Source organism: Vannielia sp. SX4, from assembly GCF_052828525.1.
Genome location: NZ_CM128247.1, coordinates 2,326,178 through 2,349,744 on the forward strand (window position 1 = coordinate 2,326,178; position 23,567 = coordinate 2,349,744).

The 23,567-nt window shown below is 63.3% G+C and carries 26 protein-coding genes and 1 tRNA gene; 19 read left to right on the forward strand and 8 right to left on the reverse strand.

Annotation, left to right across the window (positions count from 1 at the left end; genetic code table 11):
• The 5 genes from ACUXVX_RS11450 to ACUXVX_RS11470 form a co-directional block, all read right to left on the reverse strand.
• Nucleotides 1-219, reverse strand: coding sequence for a ribbon-helix-helix domain-containing protein (locus ACUXVX_RS11450; RefSeq protein ID WP_446308410.1), 219 nt, complete (start codon nt 217-219; stop codon nt 1-3).
• A gap of 4 nt (nt 220-223) precedes the next feature.
• A complete protein-coding gene (locus tag ACUXVX_RS11455; RefSeq protein ID WP_446308411.1) occupies nt 224-1,009 on the reverse strand; it encodes a Hint domain-containing protein in 786 nt (261 codons plus the stop codon).
• A gap of 174 nt (nt 1,010-1,183) precedes the next feature.
• Complete coding sequence (locus ACUXVX_RS11460) at nt 1,184-1,807, reverse strand: HD domain-containing protein (protein ID WP_446308412.1); 624 nt, start codon at nt 1,805-1,807, stop codon at nt 1,184-1,186.
• The gene (locus ACUXVX_RS11465; RefSeq protein WP_222469426.1) at nt 1,797-2,057 is read right to left on the reverse strand and encodes a hypothetical protein; all 261 of its coding nucleotides are present in this window, start codon (nt 2,055-2,057) and stop codon (nt 1,797-1,799) included. The genes ACUXVX_RS11460 and ACUXVX_RS11465 overlap by 11 nt, the downstream gene beginning before the upstream one ends.
• Before the next feature lie 11 nt (nt 2,058-2,068).
• Entirely contained in the window at nt 2,069-2,725 is a 657-nt protein-coding gene (locus ACUXVX_RS11470; RefSeq protein WP_222469425.1) for an alpha/beta hydrolase, read from the reverse strand.
• Between the two features lie 180 nt (nt 2,726-2,905).
• Here ACUXVX_RS11470 and ACUXVX_RS11475 point away from each other — a divergent pair, with 180 nt between their 5' ends.
• From ACUXVX_RS11475 to ACUXVX_RS11560, 18 genes are all read left to right on the forward strand, one after another.
• The gene (locus ACUXVX_RS11475; protein ID WP_446308413.1) at nt 2,906-3,394 is read left to right on the forward strand and encodes an Rrf2 family transcriptional regulator; all 489 of its coding nucleotides are present in this window, start codon (nt 2,906-2,908) and stop codon (nt 3,392-3,394) included.
• Nucleotides 3,391-4,401 (forward strand): cysteine desulfurase family protein, encoded by a 1,011-nt coding sequence (locus ACUXVX_RS11480; RefSeq protein ID WP_446308414.1) that lies wholly within the window; start codon nt 3,391-3,393, stop codon nt 4,399-4,401. Before ACUXVX_RS11475 ends, ACUXVX_RS11480 begins: the two co-directional genes overlap by 4 nt.
• A gap of 33 nt (nt 4,402-4,434) precedes the next feature.
• Nucleotides 4,435-5,946, forward strand: coding sequence for a Fe-S cluster assembly protein SufB (gene sufB / locus ACUXVX_RS11485; protein ID WP_446308415.1), 1,512 nt, complete (start codon nt 4,435-4,437; stop codon nt 5,944-5,946).
• A 3-nt stretch (nt 5,947-5,949) separates the two neighbouring features.
• A complete protein-coding gene (locus tag ACUXVX_RS11490; RefSeq protein WP_222469421.1) occupies nt 5,950-6,126 on the forward strand; it encodes a hypothetical protein in 177 nt (58 codons plus the stop codon).
• A gap of 1 nt (nt 6,127) precedes the next feature.
• On the forward strand, nt 6,128-6,439 hold the full coding sequence (locus ACUXVX_RS11495) for a heavy metal-binding domain-containing protein (protein WP_222469420.1): 312 nt from the start codon (nt 6,128-6,130) through the stop codon (nt 6,437-6,439).
• Between the two features lie 9 nt (nt 6,440-6,448).
• Nucleotides 6,449-7,375, forward strand: coding sequence for an FkbM family methyltransferase (locus tag ACUXVX_RS11500; protein WP_446308416.1), 927 nt, complete (start codon nt 6,449-6,451; stop codon nt 7,373-7,375).
• A gap of 181 nt (nt 7,376-7,556) precedes the next feature.
• The gene (locus ACUXVX_RS11505; protein WP_222469418.1) at nt 7,557-8,057 is read left to right on the forward strand and encodes a hypothetical protein; all 501 of its coding nucleotides are present in this window, start codon (nt 7,557-7,559) and stop codon (nt 8,055-8,057) included.
• A 12-nt stretch (nt 8,058-8,069) separates the two neighbouring features.
• Nucleotides 8,070-8,531: a hypothetical protein gene (locus ACUXVX_RS11510; protein ID WP_446308417.1), complete on the forward strand. Its 462-nt coding sequence runs from the start codon at nt 8,070-8,072 to the stop codon at nt 8,529-8,531.
• 79 nt (nt 8,532-8,610) lie between these two features.
• Entirely contained in the window at nt 8,611-9,366 is a 756-nt protein-coding gene (sufC, locus tag ACUXVX_RS11515; protein ID WP_222492817.1) for a Fe-S cluster assembly ATPase SufC, read from the forward strand.
• Entirely contained in the window at nt 9,366-10,673 is a 1,308-nt protein-coding gene (gene sufD / locus ACUXVX_RS11520) for a Fe-S cluster assembly protein SufD (RefSeq protein ID WP_446308418.1), read from the forward strand. Before sufC ends, sufD begins: the two co-directional genes overlap by 1 nt.
• Before the next feature lie 10 nt (nt 10,674-10,683).
• Complete coding sequence (locus ACUXVX_RS11525; protein WP_446308419.1) at nt 10,684-11,205, forward strand: YIP1 family protein; 522 nt, start codon at nt 10,684-10,686, stop codon at nt 11,203-11,205.
• Entirely contained in the window at nt 11,202-11,813 is a 612-nt protein-coding gene (locus ACUXVX_RS11530; protein ID WP_222469414.1) for a Yip1 family protein, read from the forward strand. The genes ACUXVX_RS11525 and ACUXVX_RS11530 overlap by 4 nt, the downstream gene beginning before the upstream one ends.
• Nucleotides 11,806-13,026 carry a cysteine desulfurase gene (locus ACUXVX_RS11535; protein WP_446308420.1) on the forward strand — a complete coding sequence of 407 codons (1,221 nt, stop codon included), beginning with the start codon at nt 11,806-11,808 and terminating at the stop codon, nt 13,024-13,026. The genes ACUXVX_RS11530 and ACUXVX_RS11535 overlap by 8 nt, the downstream gene beginning before the upstream one ends.
• A 49-nt stretch (nt 13,027-13,075) precedes the next feature.
• Nucleotides 13,076-13,152, forward strand: a tRNA-Arg gene (locus ACUXVX_RS11540).
• Nucleotides 13,153-13,259: 107 nt separating this feature from the next.
• The gene (locus ACUXVX_RS11545; RefSeq protein WP_446308421.1) at nt 13,260-14,276 is read left to right on the forward strand and encodes a site-specific integrase; all 1,017 of its coding nucleotides are present in this window, start codon (nt 13,260-13,262) and stop codon (nt 14,274-14,276) included.
• Nucleotides 14,273-14,692, forward strand: a complete 420-nt coding sequence (locus tag ACUXVX_RS11550) for a hypothetical protein (RefSeq protein WP_446308422.1) — start codon at nt 14,273-14,275, stop codon at nt 14,690-14,692. Before ACUXVX_RS11545 ends, ACUXVX_RS11550 begins: the two co-directional genes overlap by 4 nt.
• Before the next feature lie 341 nt (nt 14,693-15,033).
• Complete coding sequence (locus tag ACUXVX_RS11555) at nt 15,034-16,539, forward strand: hypothetical protein (RefSeq protein ID WP_446308423.1); 1,506 nt, start codon at nt 15,034-15,036, stop codon at nt 16,537-16,539.
• Nucleotides 16,540-16,814: 275 nt separating this feature from the next.
• On the forward strand, nt 16,815-17,009 hold the full coding sequence (locus ACUXVX_RS11560; RefSeq protein WP_446308424.1) for a hypothetical protein: 195 nt from the start codon (nt 16,815-16,817) through the stop codon (nt 17,007-17,009).
• 62 nt (nt 17,010-17,071) lie between these two features.
• On the opposite strand, the gene ACUXVX_RS11565 is transcribed toward ACUXVX_RS11560, so the two are convergent.
• Nucleotides 17,072-20,524, reverse strand: coding sequence for a class I SAM-dependent DNA methyltransferase (locus tag ACUXVX_RS11565; RefSeq protein WP_446308425.1), 3,453 nt, complete (start codon nt 20,522-20,524; stop codon nt 17,072-17,074).
• Nucleotides 20,525-21,665: 1,141 nt separating this feature from the next.
• Here ACUXVX_RS11565 and ACUXVX_RS11570 point away from each other — a divergent pair.
• Nucleotides 21,666-22,004, forward strand: a complete 339-nt coding sequence (locus tag ACUXVX_RS11570) for a hypothetical protein (protein ID WP_446308426.1) — start codon at nt 21,666-21,668, stop codon at nt 22,002-22,004.
• A 676-nt stretch (nt 22,005-22,680) separates the two neighbouring features.
• On the opposite strand, the gene ACUXVX_RS11575 is transcribed toward ACUXVX_RS11570, so the two are convergent.
• Nucleotides 22,681-23,139: a helix-turn-helix domain-containing protein gene (locus ACUXVX_RS11575; protein WP_446308427.1), complete on the reverse strand. Its 459-nt coding sequence runs from the start codon at nt 23,137-23,139 to the stop codon at nt 22,681-22,683.
• 117 nt (nt 23,140-23,256) lie between these two features.
• Nucleotides 23,257-23,544: a winged helix domain-containing protein gene (locus tag ACUXVX_RS11580; RefSeq protein WP_446308428.1), complete on the reverse strand. Its 288-nt coding sequence runs from the start codon at nt 23,542-23,544 to the stop codon at nt 23,257-23,259.
• Nucleotides 23,545-23,567 lie beyond the last annotated feature (23 nt).

The following is a 23,567-nucleotide window of genomic DNA, read 5'->3' on the forward strand; positions in this document are numbered from 1 at the left end:
TCAGCCCTGGCCCATGTGATGCCGCAGCACATAGACGCGGATGGCCGAGGCCAGGCCGCGCTCGATCCCGCGATCTGCATCAATCTCGGCGGCCAAGGCATTGATCGTCATGCCTTTATCTTCTGCAATGGCGCGGAAAGCGGCCCAGAACTCCGGCTCCAGCGACACGGAGGTGCGATGCCCGGCGAGGGTCAGCGAGTGCTTCTCTGGCCGGGCCATCTGCCTAACCGCGCGCGCGGTCGCTCAGGCCGGGGCGGACGCGGGGGCCATAGGTTTCCATCTCGTGCTCCAACTCCGGCAGCACTTCCATGATCTCCGACCAGAGGCTCGCCTCCGAGGCGGTGGGGCGCAGGTTGCCGGGGTGAAAGCTCTCCATCTCCAGCCCTTCGACCACCATCAGCGCATGGCGCTCCAGCAGGATCTGGACATAGGTGATGCCATTGCGCGGGATCGACTTGCAGAAGCCGTCGCGCCGGGTGAGGGCGGTGGCCGAGACCAGCCGCTCGTCCTCCGGGTCGGCATTGGAGCGCATCAGCAGCCCGGCGTTGGGCGAAATCTCCATGTCCTGCCGCGGATAGGTGCCATCGATGCTGGCCGCCTTGATCCGCACCGGGCAGAGCGCCGGGCTTTGCGAAAGCTGCTCGCGGGTGACCCGCGTCAGCCCGACCCATTTGACCTTGAGCGGCCCCAGATCCTTGGTTTCGACCACATCGCCCACGCTCAGCTGCCCGGCGGGCGTGGCGCCCTCGGGGGTGAGGATGCGGGCCTCGGCCGATACGGCGCTTTCGAGCCACGTGCCCGGCTCGGGCATGCGGGTGAAGCTCTTGAGCGTCGGCTTCAGCGCGCGGCTGATCCGCCGGGCGTTGGGCAGTAGCTGCGCCAGCCCCGGGGCCGCGTAGGCCTTGGAAAACATGCCGGTCTCGCTGACCGTATGTGCGGTGAATTCTTCGATGTCGGCTTGAATCTCGGCACGCGTCAGCCGCTGTGCCTGCGCCAGTTCGGTCCCCATTCCCGTCTCCGTCTCGCGGGGTGAACCCGCGCCTGCCTCATTGTTTTTGCCCGGTTTTCCGGGTCTGGGGCGAAGGTCGGGCTGAAATGTGGCGAGAATGTGGCAGGCTGCCGGGCCGATGTGTCATCCGACAGGGCTGTGGCAAATATACCCGGCGTTTTGCCCGGCCGGCCCTCAGCTTGCCTCGCCGGAAAAGAAGGCGCGGATGCGCGGGCCGATCCAGCCCCAGAGGGTGGGCGCGCCGCGCTCCATCGGCGGGCGGAGCCGGGCCTCGACCTGCGTGTAGCCCACGTTGAACGGGGTCCAGCTTGCGCCGCCATTGGCGAGGTTCAGCACCGGGGGCTGAAAGCGGTCGAGCGCCTTGGCAAAGCGGGCATCGGCGGACTCTGCCGCCTCAAACTCATCCCAGAGCGCCCGCAGCGCAGCGCCCTGCGGCTCGGGGAGCATACCGAAGATACGGTCGGCGGCGGCGGCCTCGGCGGCCTCGATCTCGGCCTGGTCCAGCCCGGCCTCGAAGATTGGCGCATCGCCTGCGTCGATCTCCACCAGATCGTGGATCAGCGCCATGCGGATCACCCGGTTGATGTCGACGCCCTCGGGCGCCTCACCCTCAAGCACCAGCGCGAAGAGCGCGAGATGCCACGAGTGCTCGCCCGAGTTCTCGTGCCGCGAGCCGTCGGCGAGCTTGGAGGCCCGCTCGATGCCGCGCAGCTTGCAGGCTTCGGTCAGAAAGGCGATCTGCCGGTCGAGATCGGGGGTGCGATCGGGGGTAGGGGCGCCGGCGCCGCTAATGGCCATCGTCCATCAGCTTGGGGCCGGTGTCCTTTTCCAAGAAACCCTGCTCGATCTGCTTTTCCAGAAACTGGCGCGCCCGGCGCTCGGCGAGGCGCACGCGGATCGAGGTCATGAAGGTCTCTTCCATCGTCGGGGAGGAGATGCCCAGCTTCTTGGCCACGGCGCGGATCACGTCATCCTCCTCGCCGAGCTTGGCGGCGTGGTCGATCGTGTCTTTCGCCAGCTTGTCGGCGAGGTCTTCCAGAACGCCCATGCCGGCCTCCGTCAGCGCGTGGTTTCGGTCAGGCGGCGGCGCACGTAGGTGTCCACCTCGCCGAGCATCTCGTCCATATAGGGATCTTCAAAGAAGTGGCCCGCACCCTCCACCTCGGTGTGGGTGATGGTGATGCCCTTCTGCTCGTGCAGCTTTTCGACCAGCGTGTGGGTGTCCTTCGGCGGCGCGACGCGGTCGGCGGTGCCGTTCAGGATCAGGCCCGAGCTGGGGCAGGGCGCGAGGAAGGAGAAGTCATACATGTTGGCGGGCGGGCTGACCGAGATGAACCCGGTGATCTCGGGCCGCCGCATCAGAAGCTGCATGCCAATCCACGCGCCAAAGGAGAAGCCCGCGACCCAGCAATGCTTGGCGTTGGTGTTCATCGACTGCAGGTAATCCAGCGCCGAGGCGGCATCGGAAAGCTCGCCGATCCCCTGATCATACTCCCCTTGAGAGCGCCCCACGCCGCGGAAGTTGAACCGCAGCACGGTGAAGCCCATTTTGTGGAAGGTGTAGTGCAGGTTGTACACGACCCGGTTGTTCATCGTCCCGCCGAACTGCGGATGCGGGTGCAGGATGATGGCGATGGGGGCGTCTTTGACACCCTGCTGCGGGTGATACCTGCCTTCGAGCCGGCCCTCGGGGCCGGGAAAAATCACTTCGGGCATACCTGACCTTTTTTGTCCTCTTTTATGCCCGGGGGCGGTTGACGTGGTCGCGGGGCAAATCTAGAATTATTCTAAATTGGCGCGACCCCACCCGAACGGGTGCGACGGAGGTAATCACCATTGCCTCTGTCGTCAATGCAATTTGGCCCCTCGGGGCTCTCTGCCGTAAGGATCAGGCGATTGAAGCTCTCGACCAAAGGACGCTACGCGATGGTTGCGCTGGCCGACCTCGCCCTGTCGCAGAAGGGTGAGGCCACGGCGCTGGTCTCGCTTTCTGAAATTTCCAAGCGGCAGAGCATCTCGCTGTCGTATCTCGAACAGCTTTTCGTGAAGCTCCGGCAGGCCGGGCTGGTGGAGAGCGTGCGCGGGCCGGGGGGCGGCTATCGGCTGGCCCGCTGCCCCGAAGAGATCCGCGTGGCCGAGGTGCTCGAAGCGGTGGATGAGACCGTGAGCGCGCTGCACACCGGGGCAGGCTCCAAGGGCGCCGTCTCGGGCAGCCGCGCGCAGAGCATGGTCAACCGGCTGTGGGAGGGGCTTTCCTCCCATGTTTACGTTTACCTGCATCAGGCCACGCTGGCCTCGGTGATCGAAAAGCCGATGGCGACCTGCCCGGCGGTGCCGAACTTCTTCATGGTGGTGGACGAGGAAGAGGCGGAGGCCGAGGCGTGAGCCGCAGCTACCTCGATTTCAATGCCACGGCGCCGCTGCTGCCGGAGGCGCGCGCGGCGATGCTGCAGGCGATGGAGATCGTCGGCAACCCGTCGTCCGTTCACGCCGAAGGGCGGGCGGCCAAGGCGGCTGTCGAGCGTGCGCGTGCTCAGGTTGCGGCAGCGGTGGGCTGCAAGCCGCAGGAGGTGGTGTTCACCGGCGGGGCGACCGAGGCGGCGCAGGTGCTGTCAGGCGGCGCGGTGGTGGAGCCAACGGCGCATGATGCGCTCTGGGCCCATAACGCGCCCGAGGGCCGGATCTACGCGATGGGGCTGGCCAACAGCGAGACCGGGGTGATCTCGGAGGTGCCTAAGCCGCACCCCTGCGAGTTGCTGCTGCTCGACGTGACGCAGGCCATTGGCCGCATACCCTTTGCCTTTGGCTGGTCCAGCGCCGATCTGGCGGTGCTTTCGGCCCACAAGCTGGGCGGCCCCAAGGGGGTTGGCGCGCTGATCGTCCGCGAGGGGCTGGATATCGCCCCGCTGCTCAAGGGCGGCGGGCAGGAGATGGGCCGCCGCTCCGGCACCGAAAACGTGATTGGGATCGCGGGCTTCGGGGCCGCCGTTGAAGCGGCGGAAAAGCGGCTCGCCGCCGGAGACTGGGCGCGGGTGGCCAAGGCCCGCGACACTTTGGAAGCTCTGGTGGCAGAGGCCGCGCCGGAGACCATATTCATAGGGCAAGAGGCGAAACGCTTGCCCAACACCTCGTGCTTCGCCGCGCCGGGCTGGAAGGGCGAGACGCAGGTGATGTCGATGGACCTCGCCGGTTTTGCCATATCCGCCGGCTCCGCCTGCTCCTCGGGCAAGGTGAAGGAAAGCCGGGTGCTCCGCGCGATGGGGTTCGATGAGGCCATTGCCCGCTCCGCCATCCGGGTCTCGCTGGGGCCGGACACCGCTGAAGAAGATATCGCCCGCTTTGCCGAAAGCTGGGCCGCCGCACACAGAAAACACCAGGCGCGGGTTGCGTGAGGAACGCTCCCCAAGCCGTTGAAAGGAAAGACGATGAACGATCTTGACGTGAAAGAAGGCGTGGACGCCGAAACCGTTGAAGCCGTAAAGGCGATGGGCGCCTACAAATACGGCTGGAACACCGACATCGAGATGGATTTTGCCCCGATGGGGCTGAACGAGGAGATCGTCCGCCTGATCTCCGCCAACAATGGTGAGCCCGAGTGGATGACCGACTGGCGGCTGCAGGCCTTCGAGCGCTGGAAGCAGATGGAAGAGCCCGACTGGGCGATGGTCGACTACCCCGAGATCGACTTCCAGAAGCAGTATTACTACGCCAAGCCCGCCTCGATGAAGGATAAGCCGAAGTCGCTCGACGAGGTCGACCCGGCGCTGCTGGCCACTTACGAAAAGCTCGGTATCCCGCTGAAAGAACAGATGATTCTGGCAGGCGTCGAGGGGGCGGAGAGCGCCCCGGCCGAGGGCCGCAAGGTCGCCGTGGATGCGGTGTTCGACTCCGTGAGCGTCGGCACCACCTTCAAGGCCGAGCTGGCCAGCAAGGGCGTGATCTTCTGCTCCATCTCCGAGGCGATCAAGGAACACCCGGAGCTGGTGAAGAAGTACCTCGGGAGTGTCGTGCCGCAAGGCGACAACTTCTATGCCTGCCTGAACAGTGCGGTCTTCTCCGATGGCTCCTTCGTCTACGTGCCGCCCGGCGTGCGCTGCCCTATGGAGCTTTCGACCTATTTCCGGATCAACGCCGAGAACACCGGCCAGTTCGAGCGCACGCTGATCATCTGCGACAGCAACGCTTATGTCAGTTACCTTGAAGGCTGCACCGCCCCTCAGCGCGACACCTCGCAGCTGCACGCCGCCGTGGTCGAAATCGTGGTGATGGACGACGCCGAGGTGAAATATTCCACCGTGCAAAACTGGTTCCCCGGCGACGAGAACGGCAAGGGCGGGATCTACAACTTTGTCACCAAGCGAGCCGACTGCCGCGGCGACCGCGCCAAGGTGATGTGGACGCAGGTCGAAACTGGCTCTTCGGTGACATGGAAGTACCCCAGCTGCATCCTGCGCGGCGAGGAAAGCCAGGGCGAGTTCTACTCCATCGCCATCACCAACAACTACCAGCAGGCCGACACCGGCACCAAGATGATCCACTTGGGCAAGAACACCCGCAGCCGGATCGTCTCCAAGGGCATCTCGGCGGGCCGTGCGCAAAACACCTATCGCGGCCTCGTCTCGATGCACCCCAAGGCCAAGAACAGCCGCAACTACACCCAGTGCGACAGCCTGCTCATCGGCTCCGACTGCGGGGCACACACCGTGCCCTACATCGAGGTGAAAAATAACAGCAGCCGGGTGGAGCACGAGGCCACCACCTCCAAGGTGGATGACGACCAGCTCTTCTACTGCCGCCAGCGCGGGATGGACGAGGAGGAGGCCGTGGCGCTCGTGGTCAACGGCTTCTGCAAGGAGGTGCTGCAGGCGCTGCCGATGGAGTTTGCGATGGAAGCCCAGCAGCTTGTGGCGATCTCGCTGGAAGGTTCGGTGGGGTGAGCCATGAAGGCGGCCTTGATCGCAGCATTCACCACCGGGGCGTTTTGCGCCGTCTTCGCCGTGGGCGTAGATCAGGTGGCGGGGATGCTGCCGCTCGGGGCTGTGGTCTTGGTGTCCTTTGTGTCGGGGTTCCTTGGTTCGCTCTTCGCGCGCTTCGTCTGGCGCCAACGGGAGAAGTAAGATGATCGTCACAACCACGCCCTCCGTCGAGGGCAAGAGCATCACCGGCTACAAGGGCATCGTCACCGGCGAGGCGATCCTCGGGGCCAACATCTTCCGCGATCTCTTCGCCGGCATCCGTGACATCGTCGGCGGGCGTTCGGCGGCCTATGAGCAAGAGCTGGGCCGCGCGCGGGAGACCGCGCTGCGCGAGATGCAGGAGAAGGCCGCCGCGCTGGGGGCCAATGCGGTGGTGGGTGTCGATCTCGACTACGAGGTCATCAACAACATGCTGATGGTCAGTGCCTCGGGCACGGCTGTGACTCTGGGCTAGGAGCCACGCATGGCCTTGAACCGCAAGAAACGTGCCGAATGGCTGATCCAGAATCTGAAGCTGGAGCGCGAGCTGAACGTGGCCGATATCGGTGCCCGGCTGACCAATGAGAAGCCCGGCTACCGGCTGATCATGGGCGCGGGTGCGGCGCAGCTTCATGCCTTCGAGCCCGAGCCGCTGGCTTTTGCCGAGCTGGAAGAAGCCAAACCGGAGCGCACCACGCTCTATAACGCCGCCGTCGGCAAGCCGGGCAAGGCGACCTTCTATGCCCACCAGCTTGGCTCGCTCTCCTCGGTCTTCGAGTTCTCCGAGGCCTGCGCGCGCTACCTGAACAAGGGGTTCTGGACCAAGCGCGAGATCACCGAGATCCCGATGACCCTAGTGGCGCTCGACAACGTGAAGGATTTTCCCAAGCTCGACCTGCTGAAGATGGATGTGCAGGGCGCCGAACTGGATGTGATGAAGGGCGGCCCCCAAACGCTCTCCGAGGCGGTCATGGTGATCCCCGAGGTGCGGTTTTATCAGATGTACGAGGATGAGCCGACCTGGGCCGAGCTGGATACCGAGCTGCGGCGGCAGGGCTTTGTGCTGCACAAGTTCCTGCATCAAAAATCGGTCGTGCTCTCGTCGCGGCGCTGGAAGCAGTTCAAGCGCAAGGCGGGCAGCCAGTTGCTCGATGGCGACGCGGTTTACATCCGCAACATGGAAGCCCCTGAAAAACTGAGCGATTTCCAGCTGAAGGCCCTCGCGCTGCTGGCCGATGCCGTGGCCGAAAGTTATGACCTCTGCGCCTTCTGCCTGACCCTTCTGCAGGATCGCGGGGCGATCGCCAGCCACGTTGTGGGCCACTACATGGGCCGGGTGCCCGAAGAGGCGTTGAAAGAGCCGGAGGAGGCGCCGCAGCCTGCCGATCCGGTGGGAGCTGCGAAAGTCTAGACGATGCAGGTCGCTGTTTCTCTCTCCTGCGCATCTGCGCCACAGCGCCGCCATGGCCCGGCGGGCGGTTTACCATGCCCGCCTTTCGAGACGCATTTTCCCCAATCCTGCCCCAATCGGTTGATAGTTGGTTCACCAACACGCAAGACCGACGATGAGGCTGAGGGCACCCGTGGCGAGCTTGGATACGTTCAACGACCGGATCTCCCGGATCAACAAGGGCAAGCAATGGGCCCCGGACGGCGTTGTGCACTCTCCGATCCAGCAGCAGCGCCGCAAAGGCAAGAACGGGCCGGTCGCGCGGGTGTTTCACACCGTCTCGCTGCCGATGGCCTTTGCCATCGGGCTGCTGGCGATCTCCGTGGCGCGCTACGGGCGGCTGGCGGTGAGCGGCGTGCCCGAGGGCGGGCAGGTGCTGACCAGCACCTTGGCGGTGGATGCGGTGATGGCCGTGATTCTGACCTTCGTGCTCTGCCAGATCGTGCAGATGCGCTCGGTCACGCAGGTCGTCGTGGCCACGGTGGGCACCGGGGCCGGCACGCTCACCATGCATATGCTGGTGCATCGAGCGCCGGAGCTCTTTGCCCAGTTCTTCGGCCCGACATGGGTGAACGCGGTGATCTCCACGACCGACCCCAACACGGTGCTCTACGGGCACCTGTTGCAGCGGTTGCCGGTGTAGGAGGGCAGGGCGTTGGCGCAGCAGGACTTTCAGGCCCGTCTCGCCCGGCTGGATGCGCAGCCGAAAGCCGCGCCCGCCACGGCGGCGGAGCCTTCCGCGCAGGCCCCGGCACGGCCGGTGAGCGACGAGCCGGGCGCAGGGGATGTGGCCCGCGGCCTGATGCTCGGCGCGGTGGCGAGCCTTGGCGCCTCGATGGTGGAGTTTCACCTCTGGCTGGGCGGCGACGCGATGGCCTATCTGGAGGGCACGGGCGCGATGGTGGGCATCATCGCGATCATGGTCATCGCCTATGTGCTCTCGCAGGGCATAAGGGCGCGCGGCTTTCTGGGGCAGGGCGCGCTTGTGGCCGGGGTGGTCGGCGAGATGTCGGCCGAAACCATGCTGCCCGAGTTTGCCCCTGGCCTCTCGGCCGCGCTCTTCAATCAACAGTTCGTCTCGCTGGTGCAGGCGGGCTACAGCTTCTCGATCTTCTGACCGCATTCCACGGTCGGTTTCTCACACCCCCGGCACCCCTCTGGGTCGCCGGGCCATTCGCTTTGCAAAGGTAAGAAAAATGTTGGAAATCAAAAACCTCCACGTCAAACTTGAAGAAGAGGACAAGCAGATCCTCAAAGGCGTCGACCTCACCGTCGAAACCGGCAAGGTCCATGCGATCATGGGGCCGAACGGCTCGGGCAAATCCACGCTCTCCTACGTGCTCTCGGGCCGCGAAGGCTACGAGGTGACCGAAGGCTCCGCCGTGATGGAAGGCGCCGACCTGCTGGAGCTGGAGACCGAGGAGCGCGCCGCCGAGGGCCTGTTTCTGGCGTTCCAGTATCCGGTCGAAATTCCGGGCGTGTCCAACATGACCTTCCTGCGCACCGCTGTGAACGCGCAGCGCAAGGCGCGCGGGCAGGAAGAGATGAGCGCGACCGATTTCCTCAAGGAGGTCCGCGCCAAGGCCAAGAGCCTGAAGATCGACGCCGAGATGCTGAAGCGCCCGGTCAACATGGGCTTCTCCGGCGGCGAGAAAAAGCGCAACGAGATCCTGCAGATGGCGATGCTCGAGCCGAAGATGTGCATCCTCGACGAGACCGACTCAGGCCTCGACGTGGACGCCATGAAACTGGTGGCCGACGGGGTGAACGCCCTGCGCAGCGAGGGCCGCAGCTTCCTCGTGATCACCCACTACCAGCGCCTGCTCGATCACATCAAACCCGATGTGGTGCACATCATGGCCGATGGCCGCATCGTCAAAACCGGGGGCCCCGAGCTGGCGCTCGAGGTCGAGCACAACGGCTACGCCGACATTCTGGCGGAGATGGCCTGATGGCAGCGCAATCCCGCAAAGAGATCATGGCCGCCGACCGCCGGGCGCAGGCCGAGGCGCGGCTTGCCGCCACGCCTGTGCCTGCCGCCTCCGGCTGGTCCGCCACGCCCCGTCAGGAGGCGCTGAGCCGCCTCATCGACCTCGGCCTGCCGCACCGCCGCGACGAATACTGGAAGTTCACCGACCCGACCACGCTCAGCCAGCCCGAGCCGGTGAAGGCGGCCACCTTCGACCCGCAGGAAACGCTGATCTTCGGCGGGGTGGACCGCCTGCACCTGACCTTCGTCGATGGTGTCTTCGATGCAGAGGCGTCCGACAGCCTTGAGGGCGAGGGGCTCGAGATTGCCCGGCTATCCGAGGCTGAGGCTGCCGATATCCATTGGGCGCAAAGCCTCTACGGCACGCTCGAGGCCCGTGGGCAGCAGCCCGTGGCCCGCCCGCTCGCCGCACTCAACACCGCGCTGGCAACCGATGGCATCCTGATCCGGGCGACCGGCAAGGTCTCCAAACCCGTCCACATCACCTACCTGCATAACGCCGAGGCCTCCGACGCGATCCTGCATCACGTGGTGAAGGTCGAGGCCGGGGCCGAGCTGACCCTGCTGGAGAACGGCCCTGCCGCCGCCCGCTTCAACAAGGTGCTCGAGGTGGACGTGGCGGATACCGGCGCCTTCCACCACATCCGCGCACAGGGCCGTGACCACGAGCGCCGCGCCGTCAGCCACATCTTCGCCCGTCTGGGGGAGGAGAGCACCTTCAAGAGCTTCACCCTCACGGTGAACGGCGTGCTCACCCGCAACGAGGCGGTGATCGAGTTCACCGGCGACGATGCGGTAGCCCATATCGCGGGCGCCTGCCTTGGCGATGGCGACTTTCACCACGATGACACCGTGTTCATCACCCATGACGCGGTGAACTGCGAGAGCCGGCAGGTCTTCAAGAAGGTGCTGCGCAACGGCGCCAAAGGCGTGTTCCAGGGCAAGATCCTCGTGAAGGAAGGCGCGCAAAAGACCGACGGCTACCAGATCAGCCAGTCGCTCCTGCTGGACGATGACAGCCAGTTCCTCGCCAAGCCGGAGCTTGAGATCTACGCCGACGATGTCGCCTGCTCCCACGGCTCGACCACAGGGGCGATCGACGAGGATGCGCTGTTCTACTTCCTGTCGCGGGGCATCCCGCGCAAGGAGGCGCAGAGTTTGCTGGTGCTCGCCTTCGTGGCCGAGGCCATCGAGGAGATCGAGAACAAGGATCTCGCCGGTGAGCTGACCGAGCGGCTCGCCGCATGGCTCCAGCGGCACAGCGGCTGAAGGGCAGGGCATGGCCGTCACCACCAATATGCTGGCCAGCCTGCGGGCGCCGCGCGCCACGCTGCGCCGGATGCTCGCAGGCCCGCCCCGCGAGGAGCGGGCGCTGATGCTGCTCATGGCGGGCTGCCTCGTGATCTTCATCGCGCAATGGCCCCGGCTGGCGCGTGATGCCGAGCTGCAAAAGCTCGGCGCAGAGGCAGAGCAGCCGCTGCAAATGCTGATTGGCGGCACGCTGCTGGCATGGCTCTTCATAATGCCGCTGGTGTTCTACCTCGTGGCGCTGCTCTCGCATCTCGCCTGCAAGGCGCTCGGCGGTCGCGGCACGGCCTATGGCGCCCGTCTGGCGCTGTTCTGGACGGTGCTGGTGATCTCGCCTCTGATGCTGCTCTACGGCCTTACCCGTGGCTTCATCGGTGACGGGGCCGAGGCCACGCTGGTCGGTGCCATCGTCACCATCGCCTTCTTTGCCCATTGGGGCCTCTGCCTTGCGGAGGCCGAGTTCGGCCCCTCCGCCGAAGGAGCCAGCGCATGACCAACGCGCCCAGCCTGCTGAAACTGCTCGAACTCACCGCCCGCCGCCCGCGCGAGGCGATGGCCCGGGTGAAGGACATGCGCCTTGCCGCCTCCACCGCATGGCAGATCTTCGCCCTCGTTCTGGTGATCGAACTGATCTTCGCCCATGTGCTCGGCCTCATGATGGGGCCGGTCGAGATGCCGCAGGACAACGCCCTTGCCCCTGCGCTCGCGCTCAGCCCCATGCTGCTGGGCGCGGTTCAGGGCTGCCTGCTGATCCTCATGGTCTTCGGCATCCACTGGGTCGGCCGCGCCTTTGGCGGCAGCGGGCGGCTCGAGGATGCGATCCTGCTGATGGCGCTGCTGCAATTTGCCCTCATCGTGCTTCAGGCGGTCGAGATCCTGCTGATCCTCATCTTCCCGCCGCTGGCCGCCGGGGTGATGCTGTTCAACGTCTTCGTCTTCTTCTACCTGCTCACCAGCATGACCACCGAGCTCCACGGCTTCACCAAGCCGCCGTTGGTGTTTCTCGGCATCCTGCTCACCGGCCTCGGTGCCATCTTCGCCCTGTCGATCCTGCTCGCCATCATCGGCGTGACCATCCCCGGAACCCCGCCCAATGTATGACGTTTCCGCCATCCGCGCCGACTTTCCGATCCTCGCCCGCGAGGTGAACGGCAAGCCGCTGACCTATCTCGACAACGGCGCCTCGGCGCAAAAGCCCCGCGCGGTGATCGAGGCCGTCACCCGCGCCTACGAGATGGAATATGCCAACGTTCACCGCGGCCTGCACTTTCTCTCCAACTTGGCGACCGACAAATACGAGGCCGTGCGCGGCACCATCGCCCGCTTTCTCGGCGCGAAGGACGAGCACGAGATCGTCTTCACCACCGGCACCACCGAGGGGATCAACCTCGTCTCCTACGGCTGGGCTGCGCCCCGGCTGGAGGCGGGCGACGAGATCGTGCTGTCGGTGATGGAGCACCATGCCAACATCGTCCCCTGGCACTTCCTCCGCGAGCGGCAGGGCGTGGTCCTCAAATGGGTCGAGCCCGAGGCGGATGGCTCGCTGCCTGCGCAAAAGGTGATCGACGCGATCGGCCCGAAGACCAAGCTCGTCGCCGTCACCCACATGTCCAACGTGCTCGGCACGGTCGTCGACGTGGCCGCCATCTGCAAGGCGGCCCGCGAGAAGGGCGTCGCCACCCTCGTCGACGGCTCCCAGGCCGCCGTCCACATGCCGGTCAACGTCGAGGAGATCGGTGCCGATTTCTACGCCATCACCGGCCACAAGCTGTACGGGCCCTCCGGCTCGGGTGCGATCCACATCCGCAAGGACCGCATGGCCGAGATGCGCCCCTTCATGGGCGGCGGCGACATGATCCGCGAAGTGGGCCGCGAGGCCGTCAGCTACACCGACCCGCCGATGAAATTCGAGGCAGGCACCCCCGGCATCGTCGCCACCATCGGCCTCGGCGCGGCGCTGGAGTACATGATGGGCCTCGGCATGGAGCACATCGCCGCCCACGAGGCCCGCATCCGCGACTACGCGCGTGAAAAGCTCTTCGGCCTCAACTGGCTCACCGTCCAGGGCGACGCCCCGGGCAAGGGCGCGATCTTCTCCTTCACCCTCGAAGGCGCAGGCCACGCGCATGACATCTCCACCGTGCTCGACAAGCGCGGCGTGGCGGTGCGCGCCGGCCACCACTGCGCCCAACCCCTGATGGAGCACCTCGGCGTCACCGCCACCTGCCGCGCCAGCTTCGGCCTCTACAACACCGAAGACGAGGTCGACCGGCTGGTTTCGGCACTGGAGCTCTGCCACGAACTTTTCGCCTGAATTTCCCGATTGCGGGAGCAGGGCGGGGCAGCTATACGAGGCGCCACGCGGACCCATAGCTCAGCTGGATAGAGCGCTGCCCTCCGAAGGCAGAGGCCAGAGGTTCGAATCCTCTTGGGTCCGCCAGCACAATCCCTAAGTTAAACAGTGGCTTAACTCGCCCCTGTCACTGTGCAGAAACCTCCTGAAGACCGGCTTGTCACACTCTGGTCACACCAACAGGAGGTTACAGCGTGGCGACTCTCAGAAACCGGAACGGCAAGTGGCAGGCCCAAGTGCGCATTAAGGGGCACGCCCCTAGGGCACGGTCCTTCACATCCAAGAAGGACGCCCAGAAGTGGGCACGGCAAGTTGAAGGCGAGCTTGAAGCAAGTGCGTTGCGGGTGGACCTGAGCTCACTCGACAGGACAACCGTGCGGGATGTGCTGGAGCGATACCGGCGTGAAGTGACTGTCAGCAAGCGCGGCGAAGCCTCCGAGAATAAGCGGCTGGATGGCTTCGCGCGTCAAGCTTGGGTCGATAAACCCCTGTCGAAGGTCACCACTCAGGTGTTTGCTCGGTATCGCGACCAACGCCTTCGACTGGTAAGCCCCGGCACCGTCATCCGTGACCTTGGCCTGCTGCGAACGATATTTGAGGTTGCGATGACCGAGTGGGACTTGCCCCTTGGTGAGAACCCGTTGGCTAAGGTCCGCAAACCAAAGACCCCGCAGGCGCGGGAACGTCGGCTTGCCGCAGGTGAGCTTGAAGCCCTGCTTGGTGCCTGTGGTGGCGTCCGCAACGATTGGCTTCGCCCGATCATCACCTTGGCGGTGGAAACTGGCATGCGCAGAGGGGAGATACTCGACGTGTGCTGGGGCGACCTGTGCGAGGAGACGGCAACGCTGCGCATCCCGGTGACCAAGACCGGGCAGCCGCGCCGCATACCACTAACGCGTGGCGCTGCTGCCGTCTTTCGGTCTCTTCGGCCTGTCACTGCAGATGCGCGGGCCAAGGTGTTTTCTGTGTCCCCCAACGCGGTGCGCCAGTGCTGGGAGCGGTTGAAACGGAAGGTGGCAGCCGAGCTGCCCGGCGTCACTGACTTGAGGTTCCATGACCTCCGGCACGAGGCGGTCAGCCGCTTCTTCGAGTTGGGTCTGAGCGTGCCCGAGGTCGCACTTATCAGCGGTCACCGTGACCCTCGGATGCTGTTCCGCTACACCCATTTGCGGGCTGAAGATGTTGGCGCGAAGCTGAGGAGCGCAGCATGAACTTAGGGAGGCTCATTGCGGCAGCGACTGTGCTGTGCTGCCCCGTGCCGCTGACTGCACAATCGTCCGTGGCAGTGCTGGAGAATTGCACCTTCGACATCCTTCGTTCCAGTGAGGGCGTCATGACGCTGGCAGACTTCATGTACAGGGTCCGATGGTCGAACCGGGGTCTGTGGCTGGAGCACTTGATGTCGGACGGTATCTGGCACCCGATTGGTCCGGTGGAGCTTCGATCTTCAGCCAACTACCGGACCTACCTCGCCGTTCATGAAGGCGAGGTCAACACAGGCGTCACCCTTCTCTCCATCACGGAACGCGGCGGGGCGGTGCTCTTAGTCCACCACATCTACGGGTGGGGCGCAATTGGAGCACGTGGCGGGGCGATCTTCCAAGGCACCTGCGAGCGCCAGAAGTAGCTAGGCGCCGAACAAAAAGCGGACCCGGACCGACGAAAGTCACGGGTCTGCGGCACGGTCAGCAGAGCGATCCGTGTGCTTAACTCTCCTCTCATAGAGCAACTACCCCTTGTACACCGTTGGGTGTGGTGTGGCATTTGGCTAGCGCACTGAAAACACGTAAAAATGTTGACCCATAGCGAAAGGTGGGTCCCAGATCTTTTGCGCCAACACGCTGCATTCTGACGCTTAACCGCTCCCTCATAGAGAAACCAAACTGCGTGACCTGAGGTCGCTACGTCAGCACAGCGTTTCTCTCCCCCGAAAATTGGTCCGACGGACCGCAACCATTGGAGGTCATCATGACCCACATCCGCATCGTGGACCGCCCCTGCGGCTACGGCAAATCCACCGAGATTATCAACAGCTACCGAACGCCCGAGAAGTACATCACGGTTGTCCCGTTCCTCAGTGAGATCGACCGTTTCATGCAGACTGCTCTTGACCTGCGCGGCTTCCGTATGACGCAACCCGAGGCTTCGGAGGGGCGGAAGACCGACCACTGCGAAAAGCTCATCCGTGCAGGCAAATCGGTGATCTGCACCAGTGCATTGTTCTACCGGCTTGGCAGTCTCGCCACCAAGGGCAGCAACACGCCACACCTCGTTGAGTGGGACGGGACGGGTGCACCCACGCTCACCGAACGCAACCTGCTGGACGACTACAACCTCATCATCGACGAGGTGATCACCCCGTTTGAGCATGCCACTTCGGTCAAGCCCACCGAGTTCGCACAGGACTACGTTGACCTTGGCATGGCCCGAGTGGAAGCTGATGGGCGGGTGGTGCCCACCGAGAAGTGGGATGCCACCTACGAAGCCGGAAACGGCACCTTCGACCGGGAGCTCTACCAGAAGGCAAAGTCCGGTGCGCTGTATCAGGTCAGCGACAACCTGTTTGTCCTGACGGTGCCGTTCGAGCTGCTGACGCGGCCCAAGACTGTGACGATCTATACCTACCTGTCGCAAGGCTCGGTGCTGCTGCACTTCCTCAACAAGCACCTGGCCCAGCACCCCGGGTTGTTCACGCTGGAGGTGGACCGGCTGCCCGCAGATGTTGAAGCCCGCTGGCGGCAGGACGTCTCACAGGCCCTGACGGTCGAAGGACTTCCAGAGCTGGAGAAGTGGCGGTGGAGCTACTCCGCCCAGCTCAAGGACCTGAAGACGCGAGCACAGTGCGTCCCGGCAGGCAACGCCCTCCGCAAGTTCCGGGGCAGGGTGCTTCGGGGTGTTGATTTGACCACGGTCATGTTGACCTCGGCACGTCCGATCTGGTGTGCGCACAAGACCGGCGACAAGCCGGTTGCAGGCAAGCTCTCCGTGCATACTCGGATGTTCGGGCGAGCGACACAGGAGAGCCGCTTTGCCACGGACGTACAGGACCATGTGAAGGACTGGAGCACAACCGGCGTGCAGTTCGTCTCCAACACCACGCGGGGCACCAACAAGCACAGCGACTGCAACACCGCGATCTACCTCTACGATCAGCACCCACAGCCGCAGCTCCTGCGGTTCCTCGGCTTGGCCCAAGGCAGCCCTGAAGCTCGGGAATTTGCCGATGCCTACGCCCTCACGGAGCTGGTGCAGTGGCTCTTCCGGTCCTGTATCCGCAAGGGCGGTGTGAATGGCACCGGGCAGTCGTGGCAGCCAAGACAGAGGGCCACTGTCTATCTGCCCTCGCAGCGTATGCGGAACCTCCTGACGAATTGGCTGGAGATCGGCGAGGTGTCGAGCCGCGACAAGGACGGCATTCCTCACAACCCACAGCGGAGGCGCAAACGGGTGCTGAAAGGCACCGTGCCAGCATGAGGCCAGCCACCACACCAACCCCGACCACCCGAGGAGAGGCCGCCCAGCGCGGCCTTTCTCGTTTCTGGACCGGGCGTCCCTGCAAGGCCGGTCACCGGGCCGAAAGGTACGTCAGCAACGGCCAGTGTGTCGCCTGCAATGCCGAGAAGGCCCGGGCACGGGAGACCCAGCGCGGTGAAGCCGACCCGGGTTACCGGATGTTCCGGTCGGTGCAGCGAAGGGCAGGGCAGATGCTGCGGGGCAGGGGCAGCCCCCGGGAGGCTCTGGGGTGCGATTTGGAGCGCCTCCGGGGCCATATCGCCGGGCAGTTCACCCACGGCATGAGTTGGGACCGCTACGGGCAGTGGGAGGTGGACCACATCATCCCGCTCTCGGCAGCGCGGACGCTGGATCAGCTCTTGGCGCTCTGCAACTTCCGCAACCTCCAGCCACTGTGGAAACGAGACAACCTGCTGAAGGGCGGGGCATGACGATGAAGGGCGGGGCGCAAGCCTCGCCCGCATCACCTCTCCGGGTATCTGTCTTCTTTCGGCTACCGCTCCGCGCCGTAACGGCCACCGTCCAAAGGCACCGCCTGCCCAAGGGCTGCTAGGCTCTCCAGAAGGGGCTGTACGCTCGTTGTGCGTGCCCGCTTGAAGGTCCGGGCGATCTGCTCGGGTGTGGCCTCCTGGGCCTCCTCCAGCGCCTCCCGCACGGCGGCGATCTGGTCGGGCAGGGCCTTGGGCCACGGGGCCTTGTCCACGATGATGACAGGGCCAAGGTCCATCTCGCCGGTCTTGCCCTTGGCCTGCGCCGCGCCTGCCGGGTTCTGATACTCCGGGCGGAGCCAGCGGACGTGGCCCTTGGCTTCCTCCTCGGCGCGTTCCTTGTTGACGGCCACGAGGCGGAAGAGAATGTCGTCGTCAGAGAGATCGGCAGGCCAGCCGTAGGCTTCGGCCACGGCGGCGTCGATCTGGTCGTGGAGGTCGCGGAGAATGCCGATCAGTCCTTGGTCGTATATCTCCCGGTCCTTGCCTTCGATGGTCTCCCCGGCGCGGAGTTTTTCCAGCACGTTGTACATCTGGGTCAGGGTGAGCTTGGGGTGGGCAGCTTGTTGGGCTTTGCGGTGGGTGTCCAACTCTTCACCCAGTTCACGGAGACGCTTGCGCAAGACCTCTGTTAGTTCGGGGAAAGGGAAGGGATCGAAACACACTGTGGCAGTGTACACCGGTCGATCTTCCAGTGTCCCTCCCTTGGCGAGTGTCCAGACAAGATGATGCCGTGACGAAAGAATGGACAGGTACTCAGATTCTTCCAATGCAAACACTCTCAATTTTTGGTCGGGAAGAATGCCCTTGTCCATGAATGAAAAGGTTCGATGCTTTGAGGTTTCGACGGTTGCGATGTACCGGTGTAGGCCAGCTAACGCAGATCGCATACCGTGGCGTTGTTCGCCGAACAGCCACCAGTTCTCTCGGTGACCCTTGCGCCTAACTTGATCCCGAAACGGCTTCACCTCATCCATCAGGACTTGTAGCAATCTAGGGTGCCTGGCCTTAGCTTCTTCCAGAGTGTGGCCAAAGAAGTCGATGATGAGCCGGTTTCGCCTACCTGAAGTAAGATCGCTCCCATTCATGTAACTTCTGAGAACAGTGGGCAAAGACTGCGGGTCGTAGCCGAAGTTTTCAGCCTGCCTAGGAGTTATCACAAACCCTAAGTTCACTGGGATGACACCCATGTACCCCAAGTCAGAGTTTGCCATCAGCGCCTTGCAGCCGAGAGTGTCAGCGCCGATTCTGAGATTTGCGTAAACCTTCCCGAAGTTATGGTCGAACGTGACTTGCCTGCCTTCCGCTTCAGAACGTTCCTTTGACTCGGCCTTGGAAATAAGAAGGCTTCCTTGGCGGGTTCCTTTTGCGGCAACCGTCATGCCGATGCGAACTGCTGCGCCGTATAAGCTATCGACCCAAGGATGGTCCGGGATCGCAAATACCAGCGAGAGGGGGTTCCTAGTGGCCTCGATGTGAGGCCGCAGAACTCGGGTGTTGAAGGTCATAGTGATTGAATTGGTGGTAATTAGGCCAAAGCGTCGGGTGCCTTTCCCCTTTTTGGCATCATAGGACCTTACGGTGAGGGCGGCCTTCTCCCACCAAAACATGACCAGATCGGCACTCTGGGGCATCTTGGGGTAGGCCTTCCAAAGCGCCTCAACGTAGCCGTCTCCGAGGTTCTCCCGCATCCGCTTGTTGCCGATGAAAGGCGGGTTGCCGATTATGAAATCCGCCTCCGGCCACTTGGTCGCCTTGGGCTTGATGTATTCATAAACCTGCACCCGCGCTGAAGGGTCCGGCACTTCTTCGCCGGTCACCGTGTGGCGCATCGTCGTCACCCCGTCCCATCGGGTCACCGGCTTGCCTGCCTCATCCACGCGCGGCACCCGGTCTTCCCATTCCAGCACGGCATCCCGGTGCTCGATGTTGTGGAAGTCCCGCAGCACCGGCTCCGAAGGGGCGGCGTTGCCGTAGGTGCGGAAGTGCCATTGCAGATAGCCGATCCACAGCACCAGCTCCGCCACATTGGCGGCCCAGGGGTTCAGCTCGATCCCGAGGAACTGGTGCGGGTCCACCGTCATGCCGGAAAGGCCCAGAGCGCCCTGTTCCTCGCCCAGATCGGTCAGCAGGGCCGTCACTTCGCCCTCCAGCCGCTTCATCATTTCCAGCGCCACGTAGAGGAAGTTGCCTGAGCCGCAGGCCGGGTCGAGCACCTTGGTTTCGCAGAGCTTGCGGTGGAAGTCATGCACTAGCTTGCGGGCATCATCCGCCTTGCCGTCCTCGGTGAGCCGCTGCACGGCGGTCTGTACGTCCTTCCAGTCGGCCCGGAGGGGTTCCATGATGGTCGGCGTCACCAGCCGCTCCACGTAGGCCCGGGGCGTGTAGTGCGCCCCCAGCTTGTGCCGCTGGGTCTTGTCCAGCGCACGCTCCAGCAGAGTGCCGAAGATGGCGGGTTCCACCTGCTTCCAGTCGGCTGTGGCAGCTTCGATCAGCAGCCCGAGCTGGAGTTCGTTGAGGGGCAGGGCGGACGGGTCCTTGAAAAGGCCGCCATTGAACTTCTTCACCTTGGTCGTGAGGGCGTGGGCATACTCGCCCTTGTCCATGGCGTCCCAAAGGCCAGCGAGCGCGTGCACGGCGTCCTGCGGGTGCCCTCGCAGCTTCTTCAGAAGCTCGGTGAAGCTGTCGCGCGGGATGAGTTCAACGTCCTCCGCGAACATGGAGAAAAGGCAGCGCATGAGGAAGCGGGCCACGGTCTCGGTGGAGTGACCCTGACCTTCGAAGCTCTTGCCGAGTTCGGCCAAATGCGCGGCGATGTCCCGGGTAACGGCTGCGGTGACAAGCGAGGGGTCCAGCTCCTGCGGTTTCTCCCAGATGGCCTTGAGCCGCTTGCGCACCTCTTCATCCCGCAGGTCGTCCATCCCGATCCGGTAGCGATTGCCGTCTGGGAACTGGGTGTAGCCCTGACCTTGCCCGGAGAAGTCGGCGTAGACCTCGATGACATGCCCCACGTCCACCACCAGCAGGAAGGGCGGCCAGCCGTCCTCCCGGGCGATGGCTCGTGCGTATCTGTCCGCCTGATTGCGGGCCTTCAGCATGGTGTCATCCCACTTGCGCGACCCGCGAACCCCGTGGCCGGTGCGGACGGTTACGGGCTGCGGGTCAAGCGCGAGGCTGGTCTGGTTCGGGTCCCTTGCGGCGGCGTTCGCCCCCTGCTTGCCTTCCATGACGAAGGAGCCGCGCCTGTAGAGGTCGATGAAGCCTGTCTTCTGTGCGGCGGTTGGGCCGAAGGCCACCGGGCGCTCGAAGCGGTAGTGGTCATTCTGGTCGCTGCTGGAGGCAACCTTGGGCTGCTCGACACCGAGGAGCTGCGTCAGGTCGTCTGCAAACCGCTGGAAGTTGGCCCGCTCGCTGCCGCCACTCTCCCGCCACTTGCCAATAAACTCTTCAACGTCCACGCAGTCCTATCCCTCTTCAGGGTCGTTGCCCCATTGGCAGCATAAGAACCGTCTAGCGGGAGGCGGTCAATCTGCTGCGGTCTGGTGCCGGGCCAACGTGATTTTTCGACACATTTTTCCGAGGGGGTATCTACCTATCCCCGCAAGCCTGTTTCCCCCTTGGCCCCCCTCTCGGTCACACTCCTGTCACACCGGACTGTGACAGAGCGAGGCCGTGCCTGCTTGACGCTGCTTCGCCGTGGGACTAGCTTGCCACCCGTAACAAGCTGTAATCGTGTGTGTTTCTGCATTGTGCTGGTAGGTGTCGCTCCGGGGTGCTTCCCCGTCCAAGCTGCCCTCCGAAGGCAGAGGCCAGAGGTTCGAATCCTCTTGGGTCCGCCAGTATCATCGAAATTTGTTCGTAAGAACAGTGATTTAAGTGCGGCGGGCGTTGCGCTGCCCCCCAAATTGACCGCCATCTTGCGTTGGATCGACTTCGAGAATCCCCCAATTGTGGAGACACACAATGCATGGTTCCGCCGGGTCCCAGTGCAATGTAGCTGAATTTCTATGTGCCCCCCTCTACATGGGGCAATGGATTGGACAGTGGTGGACGTTCGAACCGCAGTGACGTAAGCACTCCGGATGCTCAGACTGTCCACCATCGCCGTTATTCTCTGTGCCAGCGCTGTATCGGCACAAACCTCCCGCGTTGAATTTGACGAAGACGGGAATCTAGTTTTTGACGGAGAAGTGCTCCGTCCTTCTCGTCCAATGTCCCAATCTGAAAGCGTATCCGAAGAGGTCTCTGTGCCTTCAGGACCATTTATAATATCAGCGGGCGGTAGAGTGGTATGGGTTGCAGATCCTGCGACAGGTCAAGTGAAGGTGTGTGGGGTAAGCAAAATCTCCGAGCGGCCAAGGTGCTCCCCTTGGAGTGCAAACTAGCGTTCGCATCAAGTTCACTATTGAAAACGGAATGCCGGGTGCAGGCCAATCCTTTTAGTGAGAAGTGGGGGGCAACCCTAGGGTGAAACGCTGGGGCCATCGCGCACCATTGGTTGCATAACTCGTTGAAATTGTTTTGGAATGTCTGCAATATCCTTGCCGTTTAATCAGTGTTCGCCTTACCGTCCTCCAGAAGTTTTGCGTCGGAGGGAAAATGCGGAAACTTGGATTTGCGGCAATTGCCGGACTAGCAGTGCTCGCCGCTGGATGTGCAAAGCAACCAGAAGCGGTCGCCGCTGCGAAAATTGATCATCGGCCATATAAAGCGTATTCGTGCTCGACGTTGTCCCAGATGCAGGCCAAGGGCGAAATTGCCGTAGAGCAACTTTCAGCAAAGCAAAGCGCGGCAGCTAGCAATGACGCATTCGGTGTTTTTATGCTCGGTCTGCCGGTCGCAAGTATGGCTGGCAACGATCCGGAAGCGCAGCTTTCCATCGCTAAAGGCCAACTGAATGCCATTAAATTGGCAAGGTCGGAAAAACGCTGCAGGTGAACTGACGATTGCTTGGCAAGGATGAACTGTGCAATCTCAATCTAAGCATTACAATGCAGTAACCCGCCTTTGAGTGCCGATTAAATCAAGAGACGACATGCCCGGACCCGACCCTCATGCTCTCTGGATTGACCATGAATCAGATAGCCCAAGGGTATTGTTTCATGCCTACCTCTGGAGCGGAAACGAGGGAAACCGTAAGGCCCGCGCTACGCGGATCTTGCGGCGGTTTGCTAGCGGCACTTGGGTATGTCGTCATTGCGCTAGCGAACTGCCTGACTACCTCCGCGCCGATGCCGTCTATTGCAACGCTCGCTGCAGGAAAGCTGCGGCACGAGAACGGCGCGAACTTCGCCGCGCTTGTTGAGCATTGTTGACCCTGTCCATCCGCGACCGCGTGTTTCTCGGAGGCTCGCGTTTTGAAGCGCAGTTCATGTTAGGGCATTCTTAGGGCTCGGTCCGCCAAAGCCTCGTGCCCTGTGGCTAGAGCGGCCCCAGCTCAACTCTGCTTTGACGGGCCAGGGTGTCCTAGCTTCCACTGTCCTATGCGGTGCGTGTTTCTCACGCTCAAAGCTCAGGTGAGTGGTAAGTATTAGTGTTCCATCTCAGAACCGACGAGCGGCGCGGAAACGGCGCTCACGGGTGCCGTGGCGGACCCAAAGCGGGCGCGTGGGTTTCAGGGCGGAACCACCAGATCGGCTGACGGGTCCGCATGAGAACCGCGTTCTGTTTTTGGCCGGGGCGGCGTGCCGGAGTCGGGTCGCCAATCTCGCCAGTCATTCGTGGGCGGTTGTTTCCCCTTCACCAGATCGACGGGCTTTGTCGTCAATCGCCATTCGTGCGCGGAGCGGTGATACCAGCTTCCCGGCGTGGTCAGAGCAATGAAGCCCTTGGCCTGCAACTCTGCATAGGCGCGGCTGACGGTTGCCTTGCCGATGCCCAGCGCCTCTGTGGCCTCATTCATGGATAGCCGAACCTTGCCGTTGTTCCCGCCGTTGTAGCGGGCATGTAGCTCGAACCAGAGCTTGACGGCGGCCCCTGAGAGGGACCGCCAAGCTGCAGATTTGAGCATGGCGTAGGGTACGTTCACATATTGGCCGCTATCGCCGCGCTTGCCTCTGTGCTTCTTACCCATAGAGAGCATTCTCCCCGTACGCATGTGGCGCAAGTGCGCCCGCGCTAGGCTCTGACAGGCCGTGCTTTCGCATCAGGCGCAGAACGGCCAACGGCGGGGCAGGGGGGCGCTTGTCAGTCATGTCAGCACCTCCGGCCCTAGAATGCGCACTTGAGCGTCACAGGCGAGCCTGTAGCGCCCATGGTGGCCTGAGTAGGTGCCGCCGTGTTCTTCCATCTCGGTTTCAATGGGAATCCCTGCCTTTCGGAGCTTGTGGACGTAGGCGCTCCAGCGGGGTGCGGGGTTGGTGACGGGTGTCACCCCCTTTGCGCCTGCATTGGCAAGCTGGACCATCGCCCAGCCCATACGGCCATCGAAGTGGAACGTGCGGGATTGTTCGCTCAAAAGCGTTACCTCGATCTTCATGAGATTTCCTTGTCTCAGATGTT